Annotated in this window: 17 protein-coding genes and 1 pseudogene; 16 read left to right on the forward strand and 2 right to left on the reverse strand. The window is 37.6% G+C overall.

Annotated features, from left to right (window positions below; all coding sequences use genetic code 11):
• Window positions 1–12: 12 nt before the first annotated feature.
• From V7164_RS17355 to V7164_RS17375, 5 genes are all read left to right on the forward strand, one after another.
• Window positions 13–1,026: an ABC transporter ATP-binding protein gene (locus V7164_RS17355; protein WP_335345649.1), complete on the forward strand. Its 1,014-nt coding sequence runs from the start codon at window positions 13–15 to the stop codon at window positions 1,024–1,026.
• Entirely contained in the window at window positions 1,023–2,030 is a 1,008-nt protein-coding gene (locus tag V7164_RS17360; protein WP_335345648.1) for an ABC transporter ATP-binding protein, read from the forward strand. Before V7164_RS17355 ends, V7164_RS17360 begins: the two co-directional genes overlap by 4 nt.
• A gap of 15 nt (window positions 2,031–2,045) precedes the next feature.
• A complete protein-coding gene (locus V7164_RS17365) occupies window positions 2,046–3,131 on the forward strand; it encodes a M24 family metallopeptidase (protein WP_335354717.1) in 1,086 nt (361 codons plus the stop codon).
• Window positions 3,132–3,317: 186 nt separating this feature from the next.
• Complete coding sequence (locus tag V7164_RS17370; protein WP_335345646.1) at window positions 3,318–4,076, forward strand: aminopeptidase; 759 nt, start codon at window positions 3,318–3,320, stop codon at window positions 4,074–4,076.
• A gap of 141 nt (window positions 4,077–4,217) precedes the next feature.
• Window positions 4,218–4,874, forward strand: a complete 657-nt coding sequence (locus tag V7164_RS17375) for a GntR family transcriptional regulator (RefSeq protein ID WP_335345645.1) — start codon at window positions 4,218–4,220, stop codon at window positions 4,872–4,874.
• A gap of 855 nt (window positions 4,875–5,729) precedes the next feature.
• On the opposite strand, the gene V7164_RS17380 is transcribed toward V7164_RS17375, so the two are convergent.
• Window positions 5,730–6,614 (reverse strand): hydroxymethylglutaryl-CoA lyase, encoded by an 885-nt coding sequence (locus V7164_RS17380; RefSeq protein ID WP_335345644.1) that lies wholly within the window; start codon window positions 6,612–6,614, stop codon window positions 5,730–5,732.
• Window positions 6,611–7,282 carry a GntR family transcriptional regulator gene (locus tag V7164_RS17385; RefSeq protein ID WP_335345643.1) on the reverse strand — a complete coding sequence of 224 codons (672 nt, stop codon included), beginning with the start codon at window positions 7,280–7,282 and terminating at the stop codon, window positions 6,611–6,613. Before V7164_RS17385 ends, V7164_RS17380 begins: the two co-directional genes overlap by 4 nt.
• Window positions 7,283–7,472: 190 nt before the next feature.
• On the opposite strand from V7164_RS17385, the gene V7164_RS17390 reads away from it, so the two are divergent.
• The 11 genes and pseudogenes from V7164_RS17390 to V7164_RS17440 all read left to right on the forward strand — a co-directional run.
• The gene (locus tag V7164_RS17390) at window positions 7,473–8,675 is read left to right on the forward strand and encodes a CaiB/BaiF CoA transferase family protein (protein WP_335354718.1); all 1,203 of its coding nucleotides are present in this window, start codon (window positions 7,473–7,475) and stop codon (window positions 8,673–8,675) included.
• A gap of 12 nt (window positions 8,676–8,687) precedes the next feature.
• The gene (gene leuC / locus V7164_RS17395) at window positions 8,688–10,115 is read left to right on the forward strand and encodes a 3-isopropylmalate dehydratase large subunit (RefSeq protein WP_335345641.1); all 1,428 of its coding nucleotides are present in this window, start codon (window positions 8,688–8,690) and stop codon (window positions 10,113–10,115) included.
• Window positions 10,112–10,738, forward strand: coding sequence for a 3-isopropylmalate dehydratase small subunit (gene leuD / locus V7164_RS17400; RefSeq protein WP_335354719.1), 627 nt, complete (start codon window positions 10,112–10,114; stop codon window positions 10,736–10,738). Before leuC ends, leuD begins: the two co-directional genes overlap by 4 nt.
• Before the next feature lie 110 nt (window positions 10,739–10,848).
• The gene (locus tag V7164_RS17405; protein ID WP_335346229.1) at window positions 10,849–11,913 is read left to right on the forward strand and encodes an ABC transporter substrate-binding protein; all 1,065 of its coding nucleotides are present in this window, start codon (window positions 10,849–10,851) and stop codon (window positions 11,911–11,913) included.
• A gap of 95 nt (window positions 11,914–12,008) precedes the next feature.
• Window positions 12,009–12,824 carry an ABC transporter ATP-binding protein gene (locus V7164_RS17410; RefSeq protein ID WP_335346228.1) on the forward strand — a complete coding sequence of 272 codons (816 nt, stop codon included), beginning with the start codon at window positions 12,009–12,011 and terminating at the stop codon, window positions 12,822–12,824.
• Complete coding sequence (locus tag V7164_RS17415; protein ID WP_335346227.1) at window positions 12,821–13,570, forward strand: ABC transporter permease; 750 nt, start codon at window positions 12,821–12,823, stop codon at window positions 13,568–13,570. The genes V7164_RS17410 and V7164_RS17415 overlap by 4 nt, the downstream gene beginning before the upstream one ends.
• Window positions 13,571–13,611: 41 nt before the next feature.
• On the forward strand, window positions 13,612–14,388 hold the full coding sequence (locus tag V7164_RS17420) for an ABC transporter permease (protein WP_335354720.1): 777 nt from the start codon (window positions 13,612–13,614) through the stop codon (window positions 14,386–14,388).
• A 179-nt stretch (window positions 14,389–14,567) separates the two neighbouring features.
• Window positions 14,568–15,812 (forward strand): MFS transporter, encoded by a 1,245-nt coding sequence (locus tag V7164_RS17425; RefSeq protein WP_335346225.1) that lies wholly within the window; start codon window positions 14,568–14,570, stop codon window positions 15,810–15,812.
• 33 nt (window positions 15,813–15,845) lie between these two features.
• On the forward strand, window positions 15,846–16,445 hold the full coding sequence (locus V7164_RS17430; RefSeq protein WP_335346224.1) for a flavin reductase family protein: 600 nt from the start codon (window positions 15,846–15,848) through the stop codon (window positions 16,443–16,445).
• Window positions 16,446–16,521: 76 nt separating this feature from the next.
• Entirely contained in the window at window positions 16,522–17,133 is a 612-nt protein-coding gene (locus V7164_RS17435; RefSeq protein WP_335346223.1) for an isochorismatase family protein, read from the forward strand.
• 38 nt (window positions 17,134–17,171) lie between these two features.
• Window positions 17,172–18,577 (forward strand): annotated as a pseudogene (locus tag V7164_RS17440) (hydantoinase/oxoprolinase family protein); the annotation flags it as partial.
• Between the last annotated feature and the right edge of the window lie 170 nt (window positions 18,578–18,747).

The following is an 18,747-nucleotide window of genomic DNA, read 5'->3' on the forward strand; positions in this document are numbered from 1 at the left end:
TATAGGGGGAAGATGAAGGTGAAGGTGCAAAAAAAGGAAACATTATTAGAAGTTAAAAATTTAAAGGTTGGTTTTGATACGGATAATGGCCCTATCCTAGCTGTAAATGATGTTTCTTTCAAAATTAATAAAGGTGAAATCGTTGCAATTGTAGGAGAATCAGGGTCTGGAAAAAGTGTAACAGCCAATTCAATTATGGGACTAATATCAGCACCGGGAAAAATTAACAGTGGTGAAATCCTATTTGATCAAAAAAATTTAGTTTCAGTTTCGCTAGGAGAAATGAGATCAATAAGAGGGAACGATATCTCGATGATTTTCCAAGAACCGATGACTTCTTTAAATCCATTGTTTACAGTAGGCGATCAAATTGAAGAAGCGATTCGCTTACATCAAAAGGTATCCCGCAAGGAAGCGAAGGAAAAAACAATTGAAATGTTAAAAAAGGTAGGAATTCCACGGTCCGAGAAAGTGTATTCATCCTATCCTCATTTACTAAGTGGAGGTATGCGGCAACGTGTCATGATCGCAATGGCTTTATCCTGTAATCCTAGATTATTGATAGCGGATGAACCGACTACTGCGCTGGACGTAACGATTCAAGCACAAATACTAGAACTTATGAAAGATATTATTCGTGAACAAGATACGTCAATTATATTAATCACCCATGATCTTGGGGTTGTTGCTGAAATGGCTGACCGAGTCATTGTCATGTATGCAGGACAAGTAGTTGAAGAAGCAGATGTATTTAAATTGTTTAAACAGCCAAATCATCCGTATACAAAAGGTTTATTAAATAGCACTCCGAAAATTCATGAAATGTATGAAGAACTGATTTCCATTGAAGGGATCGTTCCAAGTCCATCAGAAATGCCTAGCGGCTGCTTTTTTCATCCAAGATGTCCTGAAGCCAGGACAGATTGTTCCATAGAAGCTCCACAGCTTCTTCCGATGGGCACTGACAGTAGTGTGCGTTGTTGGCTACATAATGAACAGAAGGAGAAGGAGGCTGCTAATCAATGATTGAAGTAAGTGGGAATAAGAATGATCCTTTATTAGAAGTAAAAGGCTTAAAAATGTATTTTGACGTAACAGAAAAGAGATTTGCAAAAGAAAGACAATACTTACGAGCAGTTGATGGTGTTGACTTTTTTGTTCATCGAGGGGAAACACTCGGAATAGTTGGAGAATCAGGTTGTGGAAAGTCGACTACCGGAAAACTCATTATGCAATTATTAAAACCAACTGAAGGCACAATCGTTTTTGATGGTAGTGATTTAAGTAAACTGTCAAATGAAGAAATGCGAAAAAAGAGAGAAGATTTGCAAATGATTTTCCAAGATCCATATTCTTCATTAAATCCGAGAATGAGAGTTTTTGATATTATTGCTGAGCCATTAATTAGTCATCATGTTTTGTCAGGTAAAGACTTATATGATCGTGTGTTGGAATTGATGGAGGTAGTCGGGTTAAATCAAGCGCATGCATACCGGTTTCCACATGAATTTAGCGGTGGGCAAAGGCAGCGGATAGGAATTGCAAGGGCACTTGCTTTAAACCCAAAATTAATCGTTTGTGATGAACCTGTATCAGCATTAGACGTTTCGATTCAATCACAAATATTAAATTTATTAGTTAAATTACAGAAAGAGTATAACTTAACCTATATTTTTATCGCACATGGTCTTCCAGCCGTCAAGCATGTGAGTGATCGGATCGCAGTCATGTATTTAGGAAGAATCGTTGAAATCGGAAATAAAGAGCAACTATTTAATCATACAAAACATCCGTATACAGAAGGATTGTTATCTGCCGTACCGATCCCAGATCCTGAAATGAGAAATAAGAAAAAACGGATTATCTTAAAAGGCGACATTCCAAGTCCTGTTAACCCTCCGTCCGGATGCAGCTTCCACACTAGATGTATGTATGCAACGGAAAAATGTAAAGAAGTAGTTCCTCAATTGACGGAGCAAGAATCGGGGCATTTTGTGGCATGTCATTATCCGATTGCAAACAAAAATTAATAGGGGTGACTATACATGTATGATCAACGCAAGAATAAAATCCTTTCTCATATGAAGGATCATGAAGTAGAAACGTCCATTATTACTTCGAATTTAAATATTTACTATCTAACTGGCTATTACAGTAATCCTCGTGAACGGCTAACGGCTTTAATTATCAATGCTTCCGGAGAGAATGTTTTGATTGTACCGAGCTTGGACAGACAGGGAGCTGAAATCGCAAAAGTAACAAAGGTAGTGGATTATAATGATCATGAAGACCCTTATTTATTACTAAAAACATTAATAAATAGCAGTAAAGTCGCTTTAGAAGAAAATCATTGGACACTAGAAAGGTTTAGAAAGCTTTCTCAAAATGTCTCAGATATTGCATCTGTTGATATCGGTCCCTGGATTGATCAAATACGGAAAATAAAAAGCGCTGACGAGATATTAAAAATTAAACGAGCTATTTCGATAACGGAAGAAGCTTTGGAATATGGAATTAGTCTTTTAAATCCTAAAATAACCGAAAAAGAGCTGGCCCTTGAAATAGAATATAAAATGAAAAAATTAGGCGCGGATAAATTAGGTTTTGACGTGAAAGTCATATCTGGCGAACGGTCTTCGCTCCCTCATGGAAAGCCGAGTACACAACCCATTAAAGAAAATGCTTTTGTATTATTCGATATGGGTGTGAGCATTGAAGGATATGTTGCAGATATTTCAAGAACGGTCGTGCTAGGTGAACCAACAGAAAAAATGATTCATATATATGAAACAGTCAGGGAAGCATTGGAAAGGTCAATAGCTGCTGTTAAGCCTGGAGTTAAAATATCAGAACTAGACAAAATTGCAAGAGATTATATTCAATCACAAGGTTATGGGCCGTATTTTATTCATCGCCTTGGTCACGGATTAGGACTCGATTTACATGAATATCCTTCCATACATGAAGGCAATATAGATGCACTTGAACAAGGCATGGTGTTTACCATTGAACCCGGAATTTATATTCCTGAAATTGGCGGAGTCCGTATAGAAGATGATGTTTTAGTAACTGAGAACGGAGTCGAAGTATTAACAAAAGCGGATAAACAATTACGAGTAAAGGTGAGATAACAAATCGAAACAATCCAAATCGCAAAAAATGTCCTTAAGAATAATGTAAATGTAACAGAAAGTGATAAGCTGCTCGTTGTCATCGATTCTACTAAAAAAGAATTAGGTGAGATTTTTTACAAAGCTGGAAAAGAAATTGGAGCTGAAACGGTTCTTGTTCAATTTGAACCAAGTAGTAAATCGGGTGTGGAGCCACCGAGTATTGTGGCCGAAGCGATGAAAATGGTTGATGTTGCTCTTTGTATTACGGAAAATTCTATATCTCACACGAAAGCAAGAATAGAAGCCGCAAAACATAAAACTCGGGTAGCAACTATGCCGGGATTAACGCTGGACATGTTAGTTGAGGGTGCGCTCAAAGCAGATTATATGGACGTGAAGAGAAATGGTGATTTGCTTGCGAAAGTTTTAGATGAGGGAAAAGAAGTCGTGATAAAAACATTTGATAAAACATTATCTTTTATTATAGATGGTCGAAAAAGTAAAGCGAGCAATGGGCTATTATTAAATCCTGGAGACTCCGGGAATTTACCTTCTGGGGAAACGTTTCTTGCACCGGTCGAAGGTACTGCTAACGGAGAAATAATTATTGATGGGTCGATTGCTGATATTGGAAAAGTAGAGAGTCCAATTCTATTAAAAATAAAAGATGGAAGACTTATTGAAGCAGAAGGAAAAGAAGGTCAAAAATTACTTCAGTTATTAGGTGATGGAGACGGAAGATTCTTAGGTGAGTTTGGAATTGGGACGAACCGTGCTGCACGAATAACAGGAAATATTTTAGAAGATGAAAAAGTATACGGCACATGTCACATTGCTTTCGGAACGAATATTTCCTTTGGTGGAAGAATAAATGCTGGTGTTCATTTAGATGCAGTGGCTAAAACTCCAGAGATACTCATAGATGGGAAGCTGATTGTTGCTGAAGGGAAAATTCAATTATAATTTTTAAGATTTAAAAAAGATTTAAGCATGAATGTTTTTATGCTGTACTATTAATTAAAAACTAATGGGTTCCCTCTTTATGAAACACTTAAAATGATTAAATAGCTAAAGAAAATTATTGTCTTTAGTAAGGAGAAGAATATGAGCATTTCAAAAATTAAATCAGTGGGCAGGCAGCCATTAAATGTGATGGTATATGAGAACATTAAACATGCCATTATCGAAGGGGATATTGAACCTGGCACTCGATTAACGGAAACAAAAGTTGGGGAACAAATGAACGTCAGTACTACCCCAGTCCGAGAAGCATTTCGCAGGTTAGCTTCTGAAGGGCTATTGAAAATTATCCCGTGGCGAGGAGCCATCGTGCAAGAGTTTTCTGGACAAGAGCTGATCGAAGTATACCAATGTCGTGAGTCGTTAGAAGGATTAGCCATTAAATTAGCCATTGAAACTATAGATAGTGAAGGAATAGAGAAGCTTGAAAGTTTAGTTGAAGAGTCTAAAGAGACGGATGATCTATCTGAATACGTTGAAATAAACTCCACAATCCATAATACCATATTAGAATACGCTCAAAACGAGACCCTTTCAAACTTACTTGGGCAGTTAAATGATGTGATTTATCATAACCGCAATATGTCTTCCTATAGTAAGCAAAGAAGAAACGAAATCTATTATGAACATCTTCAAATCGTCAGTGCAATCAAAAATGGTGATAAAGAGCAAGCGCAAAAAGCGATGGAGCTCCATGTTAATAATGGATATAGGTATATAAAAGAGAGATTGAAGAAATAGTTTTTTGGGCCAGCATCTTTTAATGGGTGCTGGCTGTTGTGGTTATGGGAAGTATGTAACAGATCCCTTTTATTCGTATAAGAATATAATACTCTGTTAACCAGTTAATCTATGATTCAAAATTTTTCTCCAAATCACATCGGATAGTGTAAATACACCTCTTAAATCTACAATTTAATTCTTCTTACGATTAGTTTCGAATGTTAAAATCATCTTTCATAAACTTATTCTTAGGACAAGTGTTATTACAATTACAATGTTCGCTTTAACACTCTCATTAAAGAAATATTACTGATGAATTTCATAAAGGTTTCTACATTCCCACGAAATTGACCCATTATTCTCGTAACTTATTATTTACGGTATTTCTATGTTTAATGTATTGAATATTTACGGAACCGTTTTCATAAATATTATTATCATATTATTAGAATTTTTAATCTACGGAACCGGAACCGTAAAAATATAGGGAGTGATGGTCATCCCAACAATTCGTGATGTGGCCAAAGAAAGATACAACGTTGCTAAAATCTAAAAGAAATTATCAGGATAAATTGTTGAAGGTTAATGAGGAATCAATGAAAAATTAAAGAGTTTTATTATGAAATTTCATCTGTAAGGAAAGAGTATGAGGAAAAAATTAGATAGAAGTGAAGAATTAAAAGGAGCAAAAAAAACAGATAGAAAGAGCTAACAACAAGAGAACCCGGTCATTTGATGATCCTCTACACTGCTTTAATAATTAATTAAAATATTGAGAGTCTGTAATGCATACTTGTATGCCCTTTATTATATGCCAAAATAGCTACCCGCTTTTTCTTAAGTGGATAGCTATTTTTAGGTTTGTCAATCTAATTAGGCAATTCCTGCTTTCATTAGCATTCCATCTAAAGGACGATCCATTTTGCTTTCCATCCACTTGGCAGTTTCAAGGAGATGTTTAAGGTCGACACCAGTTTCAATACCCATTCCATGCAACATGTTGACCATGTCTTCAGTGCAGACATTTCCTACAGCCTTTGGTGCGAATGGGCATCCGCCAAGTCCGGCAATAGAGGAATCGAATCTTCGTACACCTGCTTGATAGCCGGCGAGTGTATTGGCAAGGCCTAAGCCTCGTGTATTATGGAAATGAAGTCCTAGGGATAAATCCTTGCCAAAGTGTTCAAAAAAAGTTTTTATTACGATTTGTACTTGTAGTGGATTAGCTATACCGGTTGTATCTGCAAGGGTGATTTCAGAACAACCGGCTTCCAAAAACTTTTCCGTAACATCTAAAACCCTTGATAATGGTACTTCACCTTCAAATGGACATCCAAAAGCGGTACCGAGGACTCCAGAAACCCCCTTGTTAGATTCTACGCCTTCCTTAATAACCTTCGAAAGTTCATTTACCGCTTGTTCAACGGTCCTTTTTGCATTTTTTTGGTTAAATGTATCGCTCGTTGCGGTGACAACATGCAAAAAGTTCACATCAGTTTGGAGAGCGCGTTCAAGACCGGAGCGACTTAAGACAAGGCCTCCATAGCGGACATCATTTCTTTTTGGCAGTAGTTTAAGTAATTCTTCAGCATCTGCCATTTGTGGCACAACTTTTGGATTTACAAAGGATACGGCTTCAATATTACGAATTCCTGAATCTAACAACCTTGAAATTAATTCAACCTTTGTTTCAGTAGGAATTATTTTGCGTTCATTTTGTAAACCGTCACGGGGACCCACTTCACAGATTTCAATCATTTTACTTCCTCCCTTAATAGTTTATTATTTTTTATTTTTTCTAAGTTCTTCAAAACATTGTCGCGTCCCTGGAAAATATGTTCATGCATCGCAATTCGAGCGCGGTCCGATTCTTTATTTTTGATAGCCTCAAGGATGGTCTTGTGAACCTCTAGAGATTGTCTAAGTTGAAAGTTGTTATACCAATAGAATGATCGAAAAACAATTGGTATAACGATAACCTTAGAAAGATGAAAATGAATATGTGAATTTTTCGAGGCATCTAATATTGCCTCGTGAAACTTTTGATTCACATCTACTATATTTCGAATACTGAACATATCAAATTCAACATATTGGTCTATTACTGTTTCATATAATTCATTTGCTTTTTCCATTTTATCAATATCATTTTGAGTTCTATGAATGGCGGCTTGACCGGCTGCATAACTTTCAAGCAGTGTTCTTAAGTCGTATATTTGTTGAATATCCTTTTTTGTAAAATGCCTTACTCCTACTCCTCGTTTTAGGGGAATCACAAGACCTTCAGCTTCAAGTTGTCTTATTGCCTCTCTGATAGGAGTTCTACTTAAGTTCATTTGCTTGGCAAGCGATTCTTCAGCCAATCTTATACCGGGCTCAAACTCTCCAAGAATAATAGCCTCTTTTATAAATTCGTATGCATCCATGCTAACACCTCTAATCAATTGTATACAAAATGAAAATATTATTCAATGAACATTCAGTAAAATGCAATAAATTAAAAAATTTAGAATATTATATTGACTTTTTGTATACAGAGAATTAAATTTGTATACAAGAATAGTAAAATTCTAACTATAAAGAAATTATCTTTTAGTGTGGACAGGAGGGACTGTGATGGCTGAACAACGATTGCCATTAGAGGATGTACGTGTCATTGAGCTTGGTACTCTATTAGCTGGACCATTCTCTGGAAGACTACTCGGTGATTTTGGGGCTGAAGTCATTAAAGTTGAGCCGCCGGGTAAGGCTGACCCAATGAGAAATTGGGGGAAGTCTAAGGATAATGTAGGTCTTTGGTGGCCTATTCAATCAAGAAATAAAAAATCCATTACTTTGAATTTACGAGAGGAAGAAGGTCAGAAAGTTTTAAAGGAACTGGTCAAAGAAGCTGATGTTCTAATAGAAAATTTTCGCCCCGGTACAATGGAAAAATGGAATCTATCCTATGAAGAGTTATCTGAAATTAACCCTAAATTGGTTATGGTTCGTACCTCTGGTTACGGCCAAACTGGGCCATACAAACATCGTGCAGGTTTTGGAAGTGTCGGTGAAGCAATGGGAGGCTTGAGATATGTTACTGGCTTTTCTGATCGACCGCCTTCAAGGATTGGTGTATCAGTTGGAGATACATTGGCTGCTCTTTACGCAACCATTGGTTGCCTAGTTGCATTGCATGAACGAAATCATTCCGGAAAAGGTCAGATAGTCGATACTGCTCTATATGAATCTGTATTTTCAATAATGGAAAGCATTATTCCAGATTACTTACTTGCTGGCTATGTGAGGGAAAGGATGGGGAACATCCTTCCGGGTGTAGCTCCATCAAATATCTATTTTACAAAGGATAAAACTTACATTGTCATAGGTGCCAACGCAGATGGAGTATTCCGTCGCCTTTGTGAAGCAATGGAACAGCCTGAATTATCAGATGACCCACGTTTTGCAACTCACCATGCAAGGGCAGAGAATATGAAGCTACTAGATTCTATGATTGAAAATTGGACAAAAACACTTCCAGCAAAAGAAGCTCTCTCCATACTAGAGGAAAAAGGCGTGCCATCAGGACTTATTTATAATGCAAAAGATATCTTAGAAGATCCTCATTACAGGGAACGGGAAATGATTATTAAACTTGACCATCCTGAACTTGGAGAATTCCCAATGCCGGGAATTGTTCCAAAATTAAGTAGATCCCCAGGTAGAGTCAAACATTTAGGTCCTGAAATGATGGGAAAACATAATAATGAAATTTACAAACGGTTACTTGGTTTTAATGATGAAAGAATAAAGGAATTACAGAATAATAATATTATTTAAGAGGGCTGAATAATGGGAAAAACTTTATATGAAAAAATTTGGGGAAAACATATAGTTGTCGAAGAGGAAAATCAGCCATCAATTCTATATATCGATTTACATTTAATTCATGAGGTAACTTCACCACAGGCATTTGAAGGCTTAAGGATCAATAAACGAAGAGTGAGAAGACCGGATTTAACTTTAGCGACAATGGACCATAGCATTCCAACAACAAACCGATCCTTGCCTATTAGCGATGAAGTAGCAAAGAAACAGGTAGAAACACTTGTAGAAAATTGTAAGGAATTTGGAATTCAGCTTTTTGATTTACACAGCAGATATCAAGGTATTGTTCATGTCATTGCTCCAGAATTAGGTATTACCCAGCCTGGACAAACCATTGTATGCGGTGATAGCCATACTTCAACTCATGGAGCCTTTGGAGCCCTTGCTTTTGGGATAGGAACGAGTGAAGTAGAACATGTATTGGCAACCCAAACTTTAAAACAGTATCAATCTAAAACACTAGCAATCAATATAGAGGGAACTCTTCCTCAGGGAACGACTGCAAAAGACTTGATTCTCTCGATTATAGGGAAATACGGACATGATTTTGCAACTGGATATGTGATTGAGTACCGCGGGGAAGCGATACATAATTTATCGATAGAGGAACGGATGACTGTTTGTAATATGAGCATTGAAATGGGTGCAAGGGCAGGATTAATCCAGCCAGATGAAAAGACATTTGATTACCTGAAAGGAACAGTTTGTGCGCCAAAAGGAACTGAATGGGAAGAGGCTTTATCTGAATGGAAACAATTATACTCCGATGAAGAAGCGGTCTTTGATTTAACAATTGAATTTGATGCTACTGAAGTGATTCCTCAAGTAACATGGGGAACGAATCCCAGTCAAGTTGTAGGAATAACTGAAAGGGTACCTTCTTTGGAGGGGCTTCCTACAAGTCAATTGCGGTCAGCAGAAAAGGCATTGCACTATATGGGACTTACACCCAATGAACCGATAACAGATATTAAAGTCAATAAAGTTTTTATCGGCTCCTGTACAAATAGTCGGATTGAAGATTTGCGTAAAGCAGCTAAAATCGTAAACGGTTACAAGATAGCCGGTCATGTTGAAGCACTAGTGGTTCCTGGTTCACAGCTTGTAAAAAAGAAGGCTGAGGAAGAGGGAATAGATCAAATCTTTTTGGAAGCTGGATTTGAATGGCGAGAAGCAGGATGCAGCATGTGCCTTGGCATGAATGGCGATAATGTGTTACCCGAGGAACGATGTGCTTCAACGTCAAACCGTAACTTCGAGGGGAGACAAGGCAGAAATGCCAGAACACATTTGGTTAGTCCAGAGATGGCAGCGGCTGCAGCGATTGCTGGATATTTTGTAGATGTAAGAACTTGGCCGACTAAAGAGAATAAGGAGGTCAGGATTAAATGAAGTCTTTTACTGGATTCACTGGAATCGTAGCCCCATTGGATGTATCCAATATTGATACAGATGCGATTCTTCCAAAGCAATTTTTAAAGAGAATTGAAAGGACAGGGTATGGTCAGTTTCTTTTTTATGAGTGGCGTTATGAAAATGGAAAGGAAAGATCAGATTTTGTATTAAACAAGGATCCTTACCGAAATTCTCAGATTTTACTTACCCGAAAAAATTTCGGATGTGGTTCATCAAGAGAGCATGCTCCATGGTCAATAGTGGATTATGGCATCAAAGTGATTATTGCGCCAACATTCGCGGATATATTCTATAACAATTGCTTTAAAAACGGGATATTGCCAATCGAATTAAGGGAAGAAGAAGTGGAGCAGTTATTTCAAAAAACGGCCGACTCAAATGGTTACCAGCTATCGATAGATTTAGAAAATCAAATTGTAACAGATAATGATGGATTTATTGGTCATTTTCAAATAACACCATACCGAAAAGAGCTCTTGATTAAAGGACTGGACGAAATCGGCTCTACCTTACAATTTGAAACACAAATTGCCTTATTTGAAAAAAACAGGAGTATCTATTATCGTCTTGATTCCAATATGTTTATACAAAACTCTTAATGTAAGCGGAAAACAACCTAAAAGCCAGTTGGAATCAATTTATTCAAATCAAAAAGAACAAAGCAGCAATACAAATTATCTCTTATCCTGAAAAAATGAGGAGGATTATTATGAATTGGAAAAAAATGATTAACTTGAGTAAGTTAGCTGCTATGAGTTTGTCTCTAATGTTGATTGCTGCAGGGTGTAATACACAAGACTCAGCGACTGAAACAACTACAGATGGTAAAGGTGAGAAAAAAATCGATGAAATTGATATTTCTGTTACGCATTACCCGACTGGCTTGTATGCAGTGCCATACGATGTAGGAATGGAGAAAGGATTTTTTGAAGAAGAAGGAATTAAAATTAATAAAATCATTGGAAGCAGTGGTGGAGGAACTACAGTAAGGAATGTTTTATCTGGAGATCTTCCGTTCGGTGATGTGTCTGCGTCTGCAGTCTTCCAATCATATTTGGCGGGTGCCCCGTTGAAAATTGTAAGCGGAGGAGTACAAAGTGTCGGTGATGTAGTTTATGTTACACGAAAAGATTCAGATATTAAAAAAATTGAAGATATTGTTGGGAAAACATGGGCGTTTACGAATCCAGGATCAGTGACAGAGACTACCTCCCAACTTGTTTTTGATGCTGCAGGAATTGATCCGAAATCATTGAAACTAGTGGCTTCAGGTGGGGTGAGTGAAGGGTTAACATTATTGAAAGCAGGAGAAGTGGACACATCACTACTGTTAGAACCGGCTTATTCAGTTCAAAAAGATGACTGGAATGAATTGTTACGCGTATCCGACCTTGTTCCTCATTACCAACAAAGTGTGATTATTACTAGTCCGCAGGTGATTAAGGAAAACCCAGATCTTGTTAAACGCTTTCTTACTGCCTATCAGAAATCGGTAGAATGGACATACGCTAATCCTGAAGAAGCAGGTAAGATTTTTGCTAAGTCCGCAGAAATTGACGAAGCAGCTTCTATAGCCGCAATTATCAGCTTAAAGGAAGCGAAACATTGGAGTAGCAAAATCGAAGTAGATTCTATCAATAATGTAATCAAGGGTATGAAACTTGCCAATACATTAAAAGAGGGTCAGGAAATCGTCTGGGAAGAAATTTTGAACATGGACTTCCTTCCTGAAGACCAACGATTGGATCCATCCTTACTAGAAAGTAATAAATAATTGTTCATTAATGATTACAGCGGTTAGATATGATTTCCTTTTTTTGAATAACCGCTGTAATTACTATAAATCTTAGAACAAAGGGGAGGATACATATGGCTGAACCATTAATGAAAGTTGAGAATCTGACAAAAGTGTATACAAGCGACTCAAAAGATGTAGTCGCTTTACAGGATATTAATTTTACAGTCGAGAAAGGGGAATTCATCTCGATTGTTGGTCCAAGCGGATGTGGCAAAACAACATTATTAGAGGTATTGTCTGGACTGCGGCAGGCGACTTCGGGTTCGGTTAATATCAAAGGAGAAGCAGTAAATGGTCCCCAAAGGTCCATTGGAATTGTCTTTCAAGAAGAGTCTACTTTTCCCTGGAGAACTGTTGCAGAAAATGTAGAGTTTGGACTTCAAATGCAGGGTAGACCAAAGGCAGAGTATCGAGAAAAGGCAAAAAAAATGATTGAGCTCGTAGGTTTAAAAGGGTTCGAAAACTCATATCCTCACCAATTGTCGGGTGGAATGAGGCAAAGAGTGGCTATTGCGCGAACATTAGTAACCGAGCCAGAAATTGTTGTCATGGATGAGCCGTTTGGAGCATTAGATGAACAAACCCGACTGATACTAGGAGGAGAACTCCTTAAAATTGTAGAAAAAACGCAAGCGACAGTAGTGCTTGTCACTCACAGTATTCAGGAAGCTGCTCTGTTATCAGATAAAATTGTCGTCTTGTCCGCTAGACCAGGGAGAATTAAGCATCTGATTGAAAGTTCGCTGCCGAAACCGCGTGATGCCCATGCTTTGACAACTCCTGAATTTGCAGAAATCACACAAAAGCTCTGGTCAAGCCTAGAGGAAGAATCTTTAACGAAAAAATCAGTAATCGAATACAAGGAAAACAAGGTGGTAGGACAATGAGTCTTCATAAAGTTGTCCAAATTCTCATAGTCACCAGTTTATTAGTTTTATATGAAATTGCTACACGTATGTTATGGCTGGACCCATTTACTTTTATCCCTTTTTCTACGATGTTTATGAATATGATAGAAAACTTAAGTAATCCAGAATACGTAATAAATCATTTTGGCCTTTCAGCTTTGGAAATTTTGGCTAGCTTTATTGGAGCGGTGATTTTTGGAATTCTTTTTGGAATCATACTTTGGCGTTCAGATTTTGCTCATCATGTTCTTCAACCGTACTTAATGCTATTTTATGCGATTCCTTTTTTTGCTTTATATCCTATTTTTATTAGTGTTTTAGGTGTGGGGCAATTACCAGTCATTATTATAGGATTGCTGTTTTCAATGCCAGCAGTGATTACTAATACAGCAATTGGTTTCCGTGAAATTCGTAAGGTTCTTGTAAAGGTTGGATACTCGTTCAATCTTTCGTTCCGCCAAATGCTGTTGCATATTTATTTTCCGGCAGCATGGCCGTTTATCTTCACAGGAATTAAACTTGCTGCGGCCTATTCTATTATTGGTGTGCTCGCAACAGAGTTTATCTTGTCTGCTCGCGGATTAGGTTATACTATTTCTTATGCTTATAACAATTTTGATATTAATGGGATGTATGGTTCAGTTCTCCTTGTAATCATGATCGCTTTAATTGTTAATATCGTCCTTGGCTTTATCGAAAATAAGGTGTACAGAAGAAATATGTAATAGCCTAACAAAAAGCCTACATTGAAAGAGAGGAGAGTTTCATGAAATCAATTACTTCAGATCAAAAGTGGTATAGAATTGGAAGGTTTATGGTCCCCGTAGTAATTATCCTTTTATGGCAGATTATTTATCAAATCATAGGAGCGCCAGCTATGGCTTCTCCTTGGCAAAGTATTGCTGATTTAGGCAAAAACGCAACGATTTGGCTGGGGGATATGGGTAACACTCTTATAACTCTGTTAATCTCTTTTTTAATTGCAGCCATATTGGGTGTAACTCTTGGTTTTTTTATTGGATTAAGTTCTTTTTGGACAAAAACAATCTCTCCCTTGCTATTAGGATTATATTCGATTCCAAAAGTGACACTATATCCAATTTTTCTTTTAATCTTTGGATTAACAATTCAAGGAAGAGTAGCATTCTCTGCTTTTCACGGAATCTTTCCCATCATGATCATCTGTATGGAAGCAACGAGAACGGTTCCTAATATTTACCTTAAGTTAGCAAAGTCCTACCGTATGAGTTTTGTGCAAAAAGCAAGGCAAATACTTATCCCTGCAATTATGCCTCAATTAGTAGTCGGCCTTCGTATGAGTTTCAGTCTTTGCTTTTTAGGATTAATATTGGCAGAAATGTTTGCTTCCTATGAAGGATTAGGACACCGTTTAGTTCATTATATGTCGCTTAATGAACCGGCAAAAATACTGGCGCTGATCCTCATTATTATTTTTATTGCATTTTTCTTTACTTACTTGTTTCTTCTTTGGCAGGAAAAGAACGAATTAAAGATTGGTAAGCGTAAAATGAATTTATCATAATTCAAAATAACCGAGTTTGGGTTCATATATTGTCATAAAAATATCGCAATAAATTCGGTTGCCTGCATTCTGTAATACGACTTAAAGTCGTTGAATTTATTAAGAGCAATAGCATAAAGGGCAGTAACGTAAATCTGGGTAATGGGGAGTCAGTCTTTAGAAAAAGAGATGAGTAGCTTATGAGTAATCTAATGGTGAAACATAGAACGATTCCTATAGCTGATCCATGGCGTATGCTAGGTTTCCTATTTTTGGCTCAGTTAATGGTTGCCTTTGTAGGGAGGAGTATTGGGCCGCTAGGTTTGTTAATAGGGGAGGATCTTTCTTTATCAAAATCCCAAATTGGCATGCTACCCGCGGCTCTTTTTTTTGGCCAGGCCATGGCCTCCATTCCTTCCGGATATCTGACTGATCGGATAGGTTCTAGGAAATTGCTTTTAGTGGCAGCTTTATGTTTAGGGATTAGCTTTTTATCAATGACTTTTCTCTTGAATTTCTGGATGGTCATAATAATTGTGGTGATAGGTGGAGTCGGTTATGGTTCTATGCATCCAGTTACAAACAGGGGGATCGTCTATTGGTTTCCTCTCCGGCAGCGTGGTACCGCTATGGGGATTAAGCAAACCGGCGTAACTGCAGGTTCTGCTCTTGCCGGACTTCTTTTACTTCCTTTGAGTGCGAAGTTTGGTTGGCGTCCTGTCCTATTAGTTGCTTGTATTCTTTTGCTGTTTGGCGGGGTACTTTCCTATTATTTTTATAGAGATCCGCCAGAACAAAAGCAGTCCAAGGTTCATTCAGATTTGGGCATATTCTATAAATCAATGTTTAATATGCTGAAAAACAAACCTTTAATGCTCGTAAGCTTAAGTGCAATGGGGTTGAACGGTTCTCAAATGTGCTTAAATACGTATATTGTTTTATTTGCCTATGAAAAGCTTGGAATCTCCTTGTTTTTATCAGGAATGCTCCTAGTGATTTCAGAAGTAAGCGGTACACTTGGGAGAATCGTTTGGGGGATGATAAGCGATCGCTTGTTAAATGGCCAACGAGTAATAATTTTAATGATGATTACTTTTTTAACAGCCGTTTCGAGTATGACCATCGCATTTATCCCTTCCGCTTCTTTTTGGGTGATGGTGCCTATCATTGCGATTTTTGGTTTCGCCGTTTCGGGATTCAATGGAATATGGATGAACCTTGCAAGTGAGTTGGTACCGCCAGAGCAATCAGGGATTTCAAGTGGTATTAGCTTAACTTTAGGCTCGGTCGGGGTTATGATTGTTCCTCCACTTTTTGGATTGATGGTCGACCAAGCCGGAAGCTTTACAAATGGATGGCTGCTGATCACAGGGATAATGGTTATTGTTTTTACAATGTTAAGCTACCTTTCCATTATAAATAAAAGAAGCAATGCCGCAGTTTAATGCAAAATATTGATTTGGAAGGAGATTTACAATATGGAATTTGATCCGTCTAAACTGGGTAATAAAGAGGTATATAAATTATTGACCGGGGCGGTTGTACCAAGACCAATCGCTTGGGTATCTACGACCTCGGAAGAAGGCGAGCTCAATCTCGCACCTTTCAGTTTTTTTACAGTAGCCTCGAGAAATCCGCCTATGTTATGTATTTCTATTGGACCGGGTGTCGGAGAGCGAGAAGGTACGGAAAAGGATACATTAGTGAATATACGTTCTCAAAAGGAATTCGTTATTAATATTGTAACGACTCCACTCGTTAACGAAATGCAAAAAAGCTCGGAGAACCTTCCGAGTCATGTGAACGAATTTGAAGCGTCCGGACTCACCCCGATTGATAGCTATTTGGTAAAACCGAAACGAGTAAAGGAGGCTCCGATTCACATGGAATGTAAACTAGAACAAATCATCCAACTTGGCAGTGACCACTTAATTATTGGAAGGATGATCCATTACCATATTGATGATGAGTATTATTTAGGAAACTATAAAGTTAATCTGGAAAAATTACAGCCACTTGGCAGGCTCGCGGGAAACTACAGTGAGAATAAAGATTTTTTCACACTACCAAAACTATAAAGTCTGCCGTACTAAAATTAAGCTTTAAAGAAATGATAGATTTACAAGACCGAAAAATTTATTAAAGGAGGATTTCATGACAGAGAAATTCCAAGGATTTGGAGAAAATATCAGTTTTGGAAAGAGACCTGCAGTCCTAGTAGTTGATTTTATAAACGGCTTTACAGATCCAGAATGTAAGCTTGGATCTAATTTAGATAATGAAATTAACCGAACTAAGAAACTACTTGATGAAGCAAGAGCTCATGAAATTCCAGTGATTTTTACTACAGTTGTGTATGAACCTCATTATCAAGATGGTGGATATTTTATTGATAAGGTTCCAGCACTGAAATGTTTGTTGCATGGAAGTGAGTGGATTAAGGTAGATGAGCGTCTTGAAAGGAGAGATGAAACAGAGCCACTTATTCAAAAGAAGTATGCGAGTTCTTTTTTTGGAACATCACTGTCCTCTATCCTTTCATATAAACAAATAGACACACTTATTATTGTAGGTTGTACAACTTCGGGTTGTATTAGAGCTACTGTTGTTGATGCCCTTCAACATGGATACAGATCGATAGTGCCTGAAGAGTGTGTAGGTGATCGATCTCAAGAGGCTCACCGAGCAAATTTATATGACATACAGACTAAGTATGGTGAAGTAATTAGTGTCAATGAGGTATGCGAATATATTAAAGGTTTATAAGAGATATTTGATTTTATTAATTTTAGGAGGATTAGCATATGTATAGGGTAGCAGTTGATGTAGGAGGAACATTTACTGATATTGTTCTTCAAAATGAGAATACTGGTGAAATTATTGGAACAAAAACTCCTTCAACTCCTTCAGATCAATCGATAGGTTTAATGAATGGAATTAAGAAAATTTGTGATGAAAACAATGTAGATATCTCTGGGGTTCAATCAATTATTCATGGAACAACTGTAGCAACGAATGCTGTCCTGGAAGGAAAAGGAGCCAAGGTTGGTCTAATAACGACTGAAGGGTTTGAACAGATTTTACACGTTGCAAGATCATGGACACCTGCCCCTATCAATGCGTGGATGGGGTTTTTAAAACCAGACCCTCTTGCTGATCTTGTTTATACAAGAGGAGCAAAAGAAAGAATAACTGCTCAGGGAGAAATCCTCATAGCTCTTGATGAAGAACACATATATAAGGAGATTCAATCACTTTACGATGAAGGAGTTGAAAGTTTAACTATTAGTCTTGTAAACTCCTATGCTAATCCTACCCATGAACAAAGGATTCGTGAAATAGCTGAAGAAATTAACCCTAATATACTAGTTAGCATTTCATATGATATTTTGCCTGAATTCCGTGAGTATGAAAGAACACTTACAACTGTTATGAACTCCTATGTACGTCCCTCAATGCAAAAATACTTAAGTAATATACAAATTAAACTGAAGGACCATAAACTTAATAGTCGTATTAGTATTGTTCGTTCAGATGGTGGATTAATGAGTATACCAGCTGCTTCTTCACGTCCAGTTCATACAATGCTTTCTGGACCATCAGGTGGTGTTACAGCATCTGCAATGATAGGTATTCAGACTGGGAATCGCAATGTAATTTCCTTTGATATGGGAGGGACTTCTACTGACGTTTCGTTAACCTTTGATGGGAAACCACGTGTATCTCGTGAAACCAAAGTAGGGGTTTTTCCAGTAAAATCTCCGTCTCTAGAAGTAGTAAGCATTGGAGCGGGTGGTGGTTCTATTGCTCATGTCCCTCTAACAGGTGCACTTCGTGTAGGACCTCAGAGTGCAGGTTCTGAGCCAGGACCAGCAAGCTACAATCGAGGTGGAAAAGAACCAACAGTTACTGACGCCAATGTTGTACTTGGTTATTTACCACCAAGCCTTGTAGGTGGAGAAATGAAGTTAAATGTTGAGGCTGCAAAGAAAGCACTAGAAAGTGTGGCTGAAAAGTTAAACACTGATATTTACCGTGCTGCTCAAGGTGTATACGATATTGTGAATGAGAATATGTATGGAGCTACTCGAGTAGTTTCGGTAGAGAAAGGGTATGATCCCGTCAGTTTTCACTTCTTGCCTTAGGTGGAGCAGGTCCACTTCACGCAAATGCTCTAGGAAAACTAACAGGAAGTTTCCCAGTGATTGTTCCGCCTACACCAGGAGTGTTATCGGCATTAGGATTCTTACAATCTGATATTCGAAATGAGTATTCAAAAACATATATTCAAACCATTAGTCAACTTGATAGAACTATCCTCATTTCTGAATTAAATAAACTTCATCTTGAATGTGATGAATGGCTTGAACAAGAAAAAGT

The sequence above is a fragment of the Bacillus sp. JJ1474 genome (assembly GCF_036965225.1).
GTDB lineage: Bacteria > Bacillota > Bacilli > Bacillales > Cytobacillaceae > Cytobacillus.

What these genes read in the sequence shown, in the direction of transcription:
- V7164_RS17355 (WP_335345649.1), top strand. Translation starts at nt 13, where the DNA reads ATGAAGGTGAAGGTGCAAAAAAAGGAAACATTATTAGAAGTTAAAAAT.
- V7164_RS17360 (WP_335345648.1), top strand. Translation starts at nt 1,023, where the DNA reads ATGATTGAAGTAAGTGGGAATAAGAATGATCCTTTATTAGAAGTAAAA.
- V7164_RS17365 (WP_335354717.1), top strand. Translation starts at nt 2,046, where the DNA reads ATGTATGATCAACGCAAGAATAAAATCCTTTCTCATATGAAGGATCAT.
- V7164_RS17375 (WP_335345645.1), top strand. Translation starts at nt 4,218, where the DNA reads ATGAGCATTTCAAAAATTAAATCAGTGGGCAGGCAGCCATTAAATGTG.
- V7164_RS17380 (WP_335345644.1), bottom strand. Translation starts at nt 6,614, where the DNA reads ATGATTGAAATCTGTGAAGTGGGTCCCCGTGACGGTTTACAAAATGAA.
- V7164_RS17385 (WP_335345643.1), bottom strand. Translation starts at nt 7,282, where the DNA reads ATGGATGCATACGAATTTATAAAAGAGGCTATTATTCTTGGAGAGTTT.
- V7164_RS17390 (WP_335354718.1), top strand. Translation starts at nt 7,473, where the DNA reads ATGGCTGAACAACGATTGCCATTAGAGGATGTACGTGTCATTGAGCTT.
- leuC (WP_335345641.1), top strand. Translation starts at nt 8,688, where the DNA reads ATGGGAAAAACTTTATATGAAAAAATTTGGGGAAAACATATAGTTGTC.
- leuD (WP_335354719.1), top strand. Translation starts at nt 10,112, where the DNA reads ATGAAGTCTTTTACTGGATTCACTGGAATCGTAGCCCCATTGGATGTA.
- V7164_RS17405 (WP_335346229.1), top strand. Translation starts at nt 10,849, where the DNA reads ATGAATTGGAAAAAAATGATTAACTTGAGTAAGTTAGCTGCTATGAGT.
- V7164_RS17410 (WP_335346228.1), top strand. Translation starts at nt 12,009, where the DNA reads ATGGCTGAACCATTAATGAAAGTTGAGAATCTGACAAAAGTGTATACA.
- V7164_RS17415 (WP_335346227.1), top strand. Translation starts at nt 12,821, where the DNA reads ATGAGTCTTCATAAAGTTGTCCAAATTCTCATAGTCACCAGTTTATTA.
- V7164_RS17420 (WP_335354720.1), top strand. Translation starts at nt 13,612, where the DNA reads ATGAAATCAATTACTTCAGATCAAAAGTGGTATAGAATTGGAAGGTTT.
- V7164_RS17425 (WP_335346225.1), top strand. Translation starts at nt 14,568, where the DNA reads ATGAGTAATCTAATGGTGAAACATAGAACGATTCCTATAGCTGATCCA.
- V7164_RS17430 (WP_335346224.1), top strand. Translation starts at nt 15,846, where the DNA reads ATGGAATTTGATCCGTCTAAACTGGGTAATAAAGAGGTATATAAATTA.
- V7164_RS17435 (WP_335346223.1), top strand. Translation starts at nt 16,522, where the DNA reads ATGACAGAGAAATTCCAAGGATTTGGAGAAAATATCAGTTTTGGAAAG.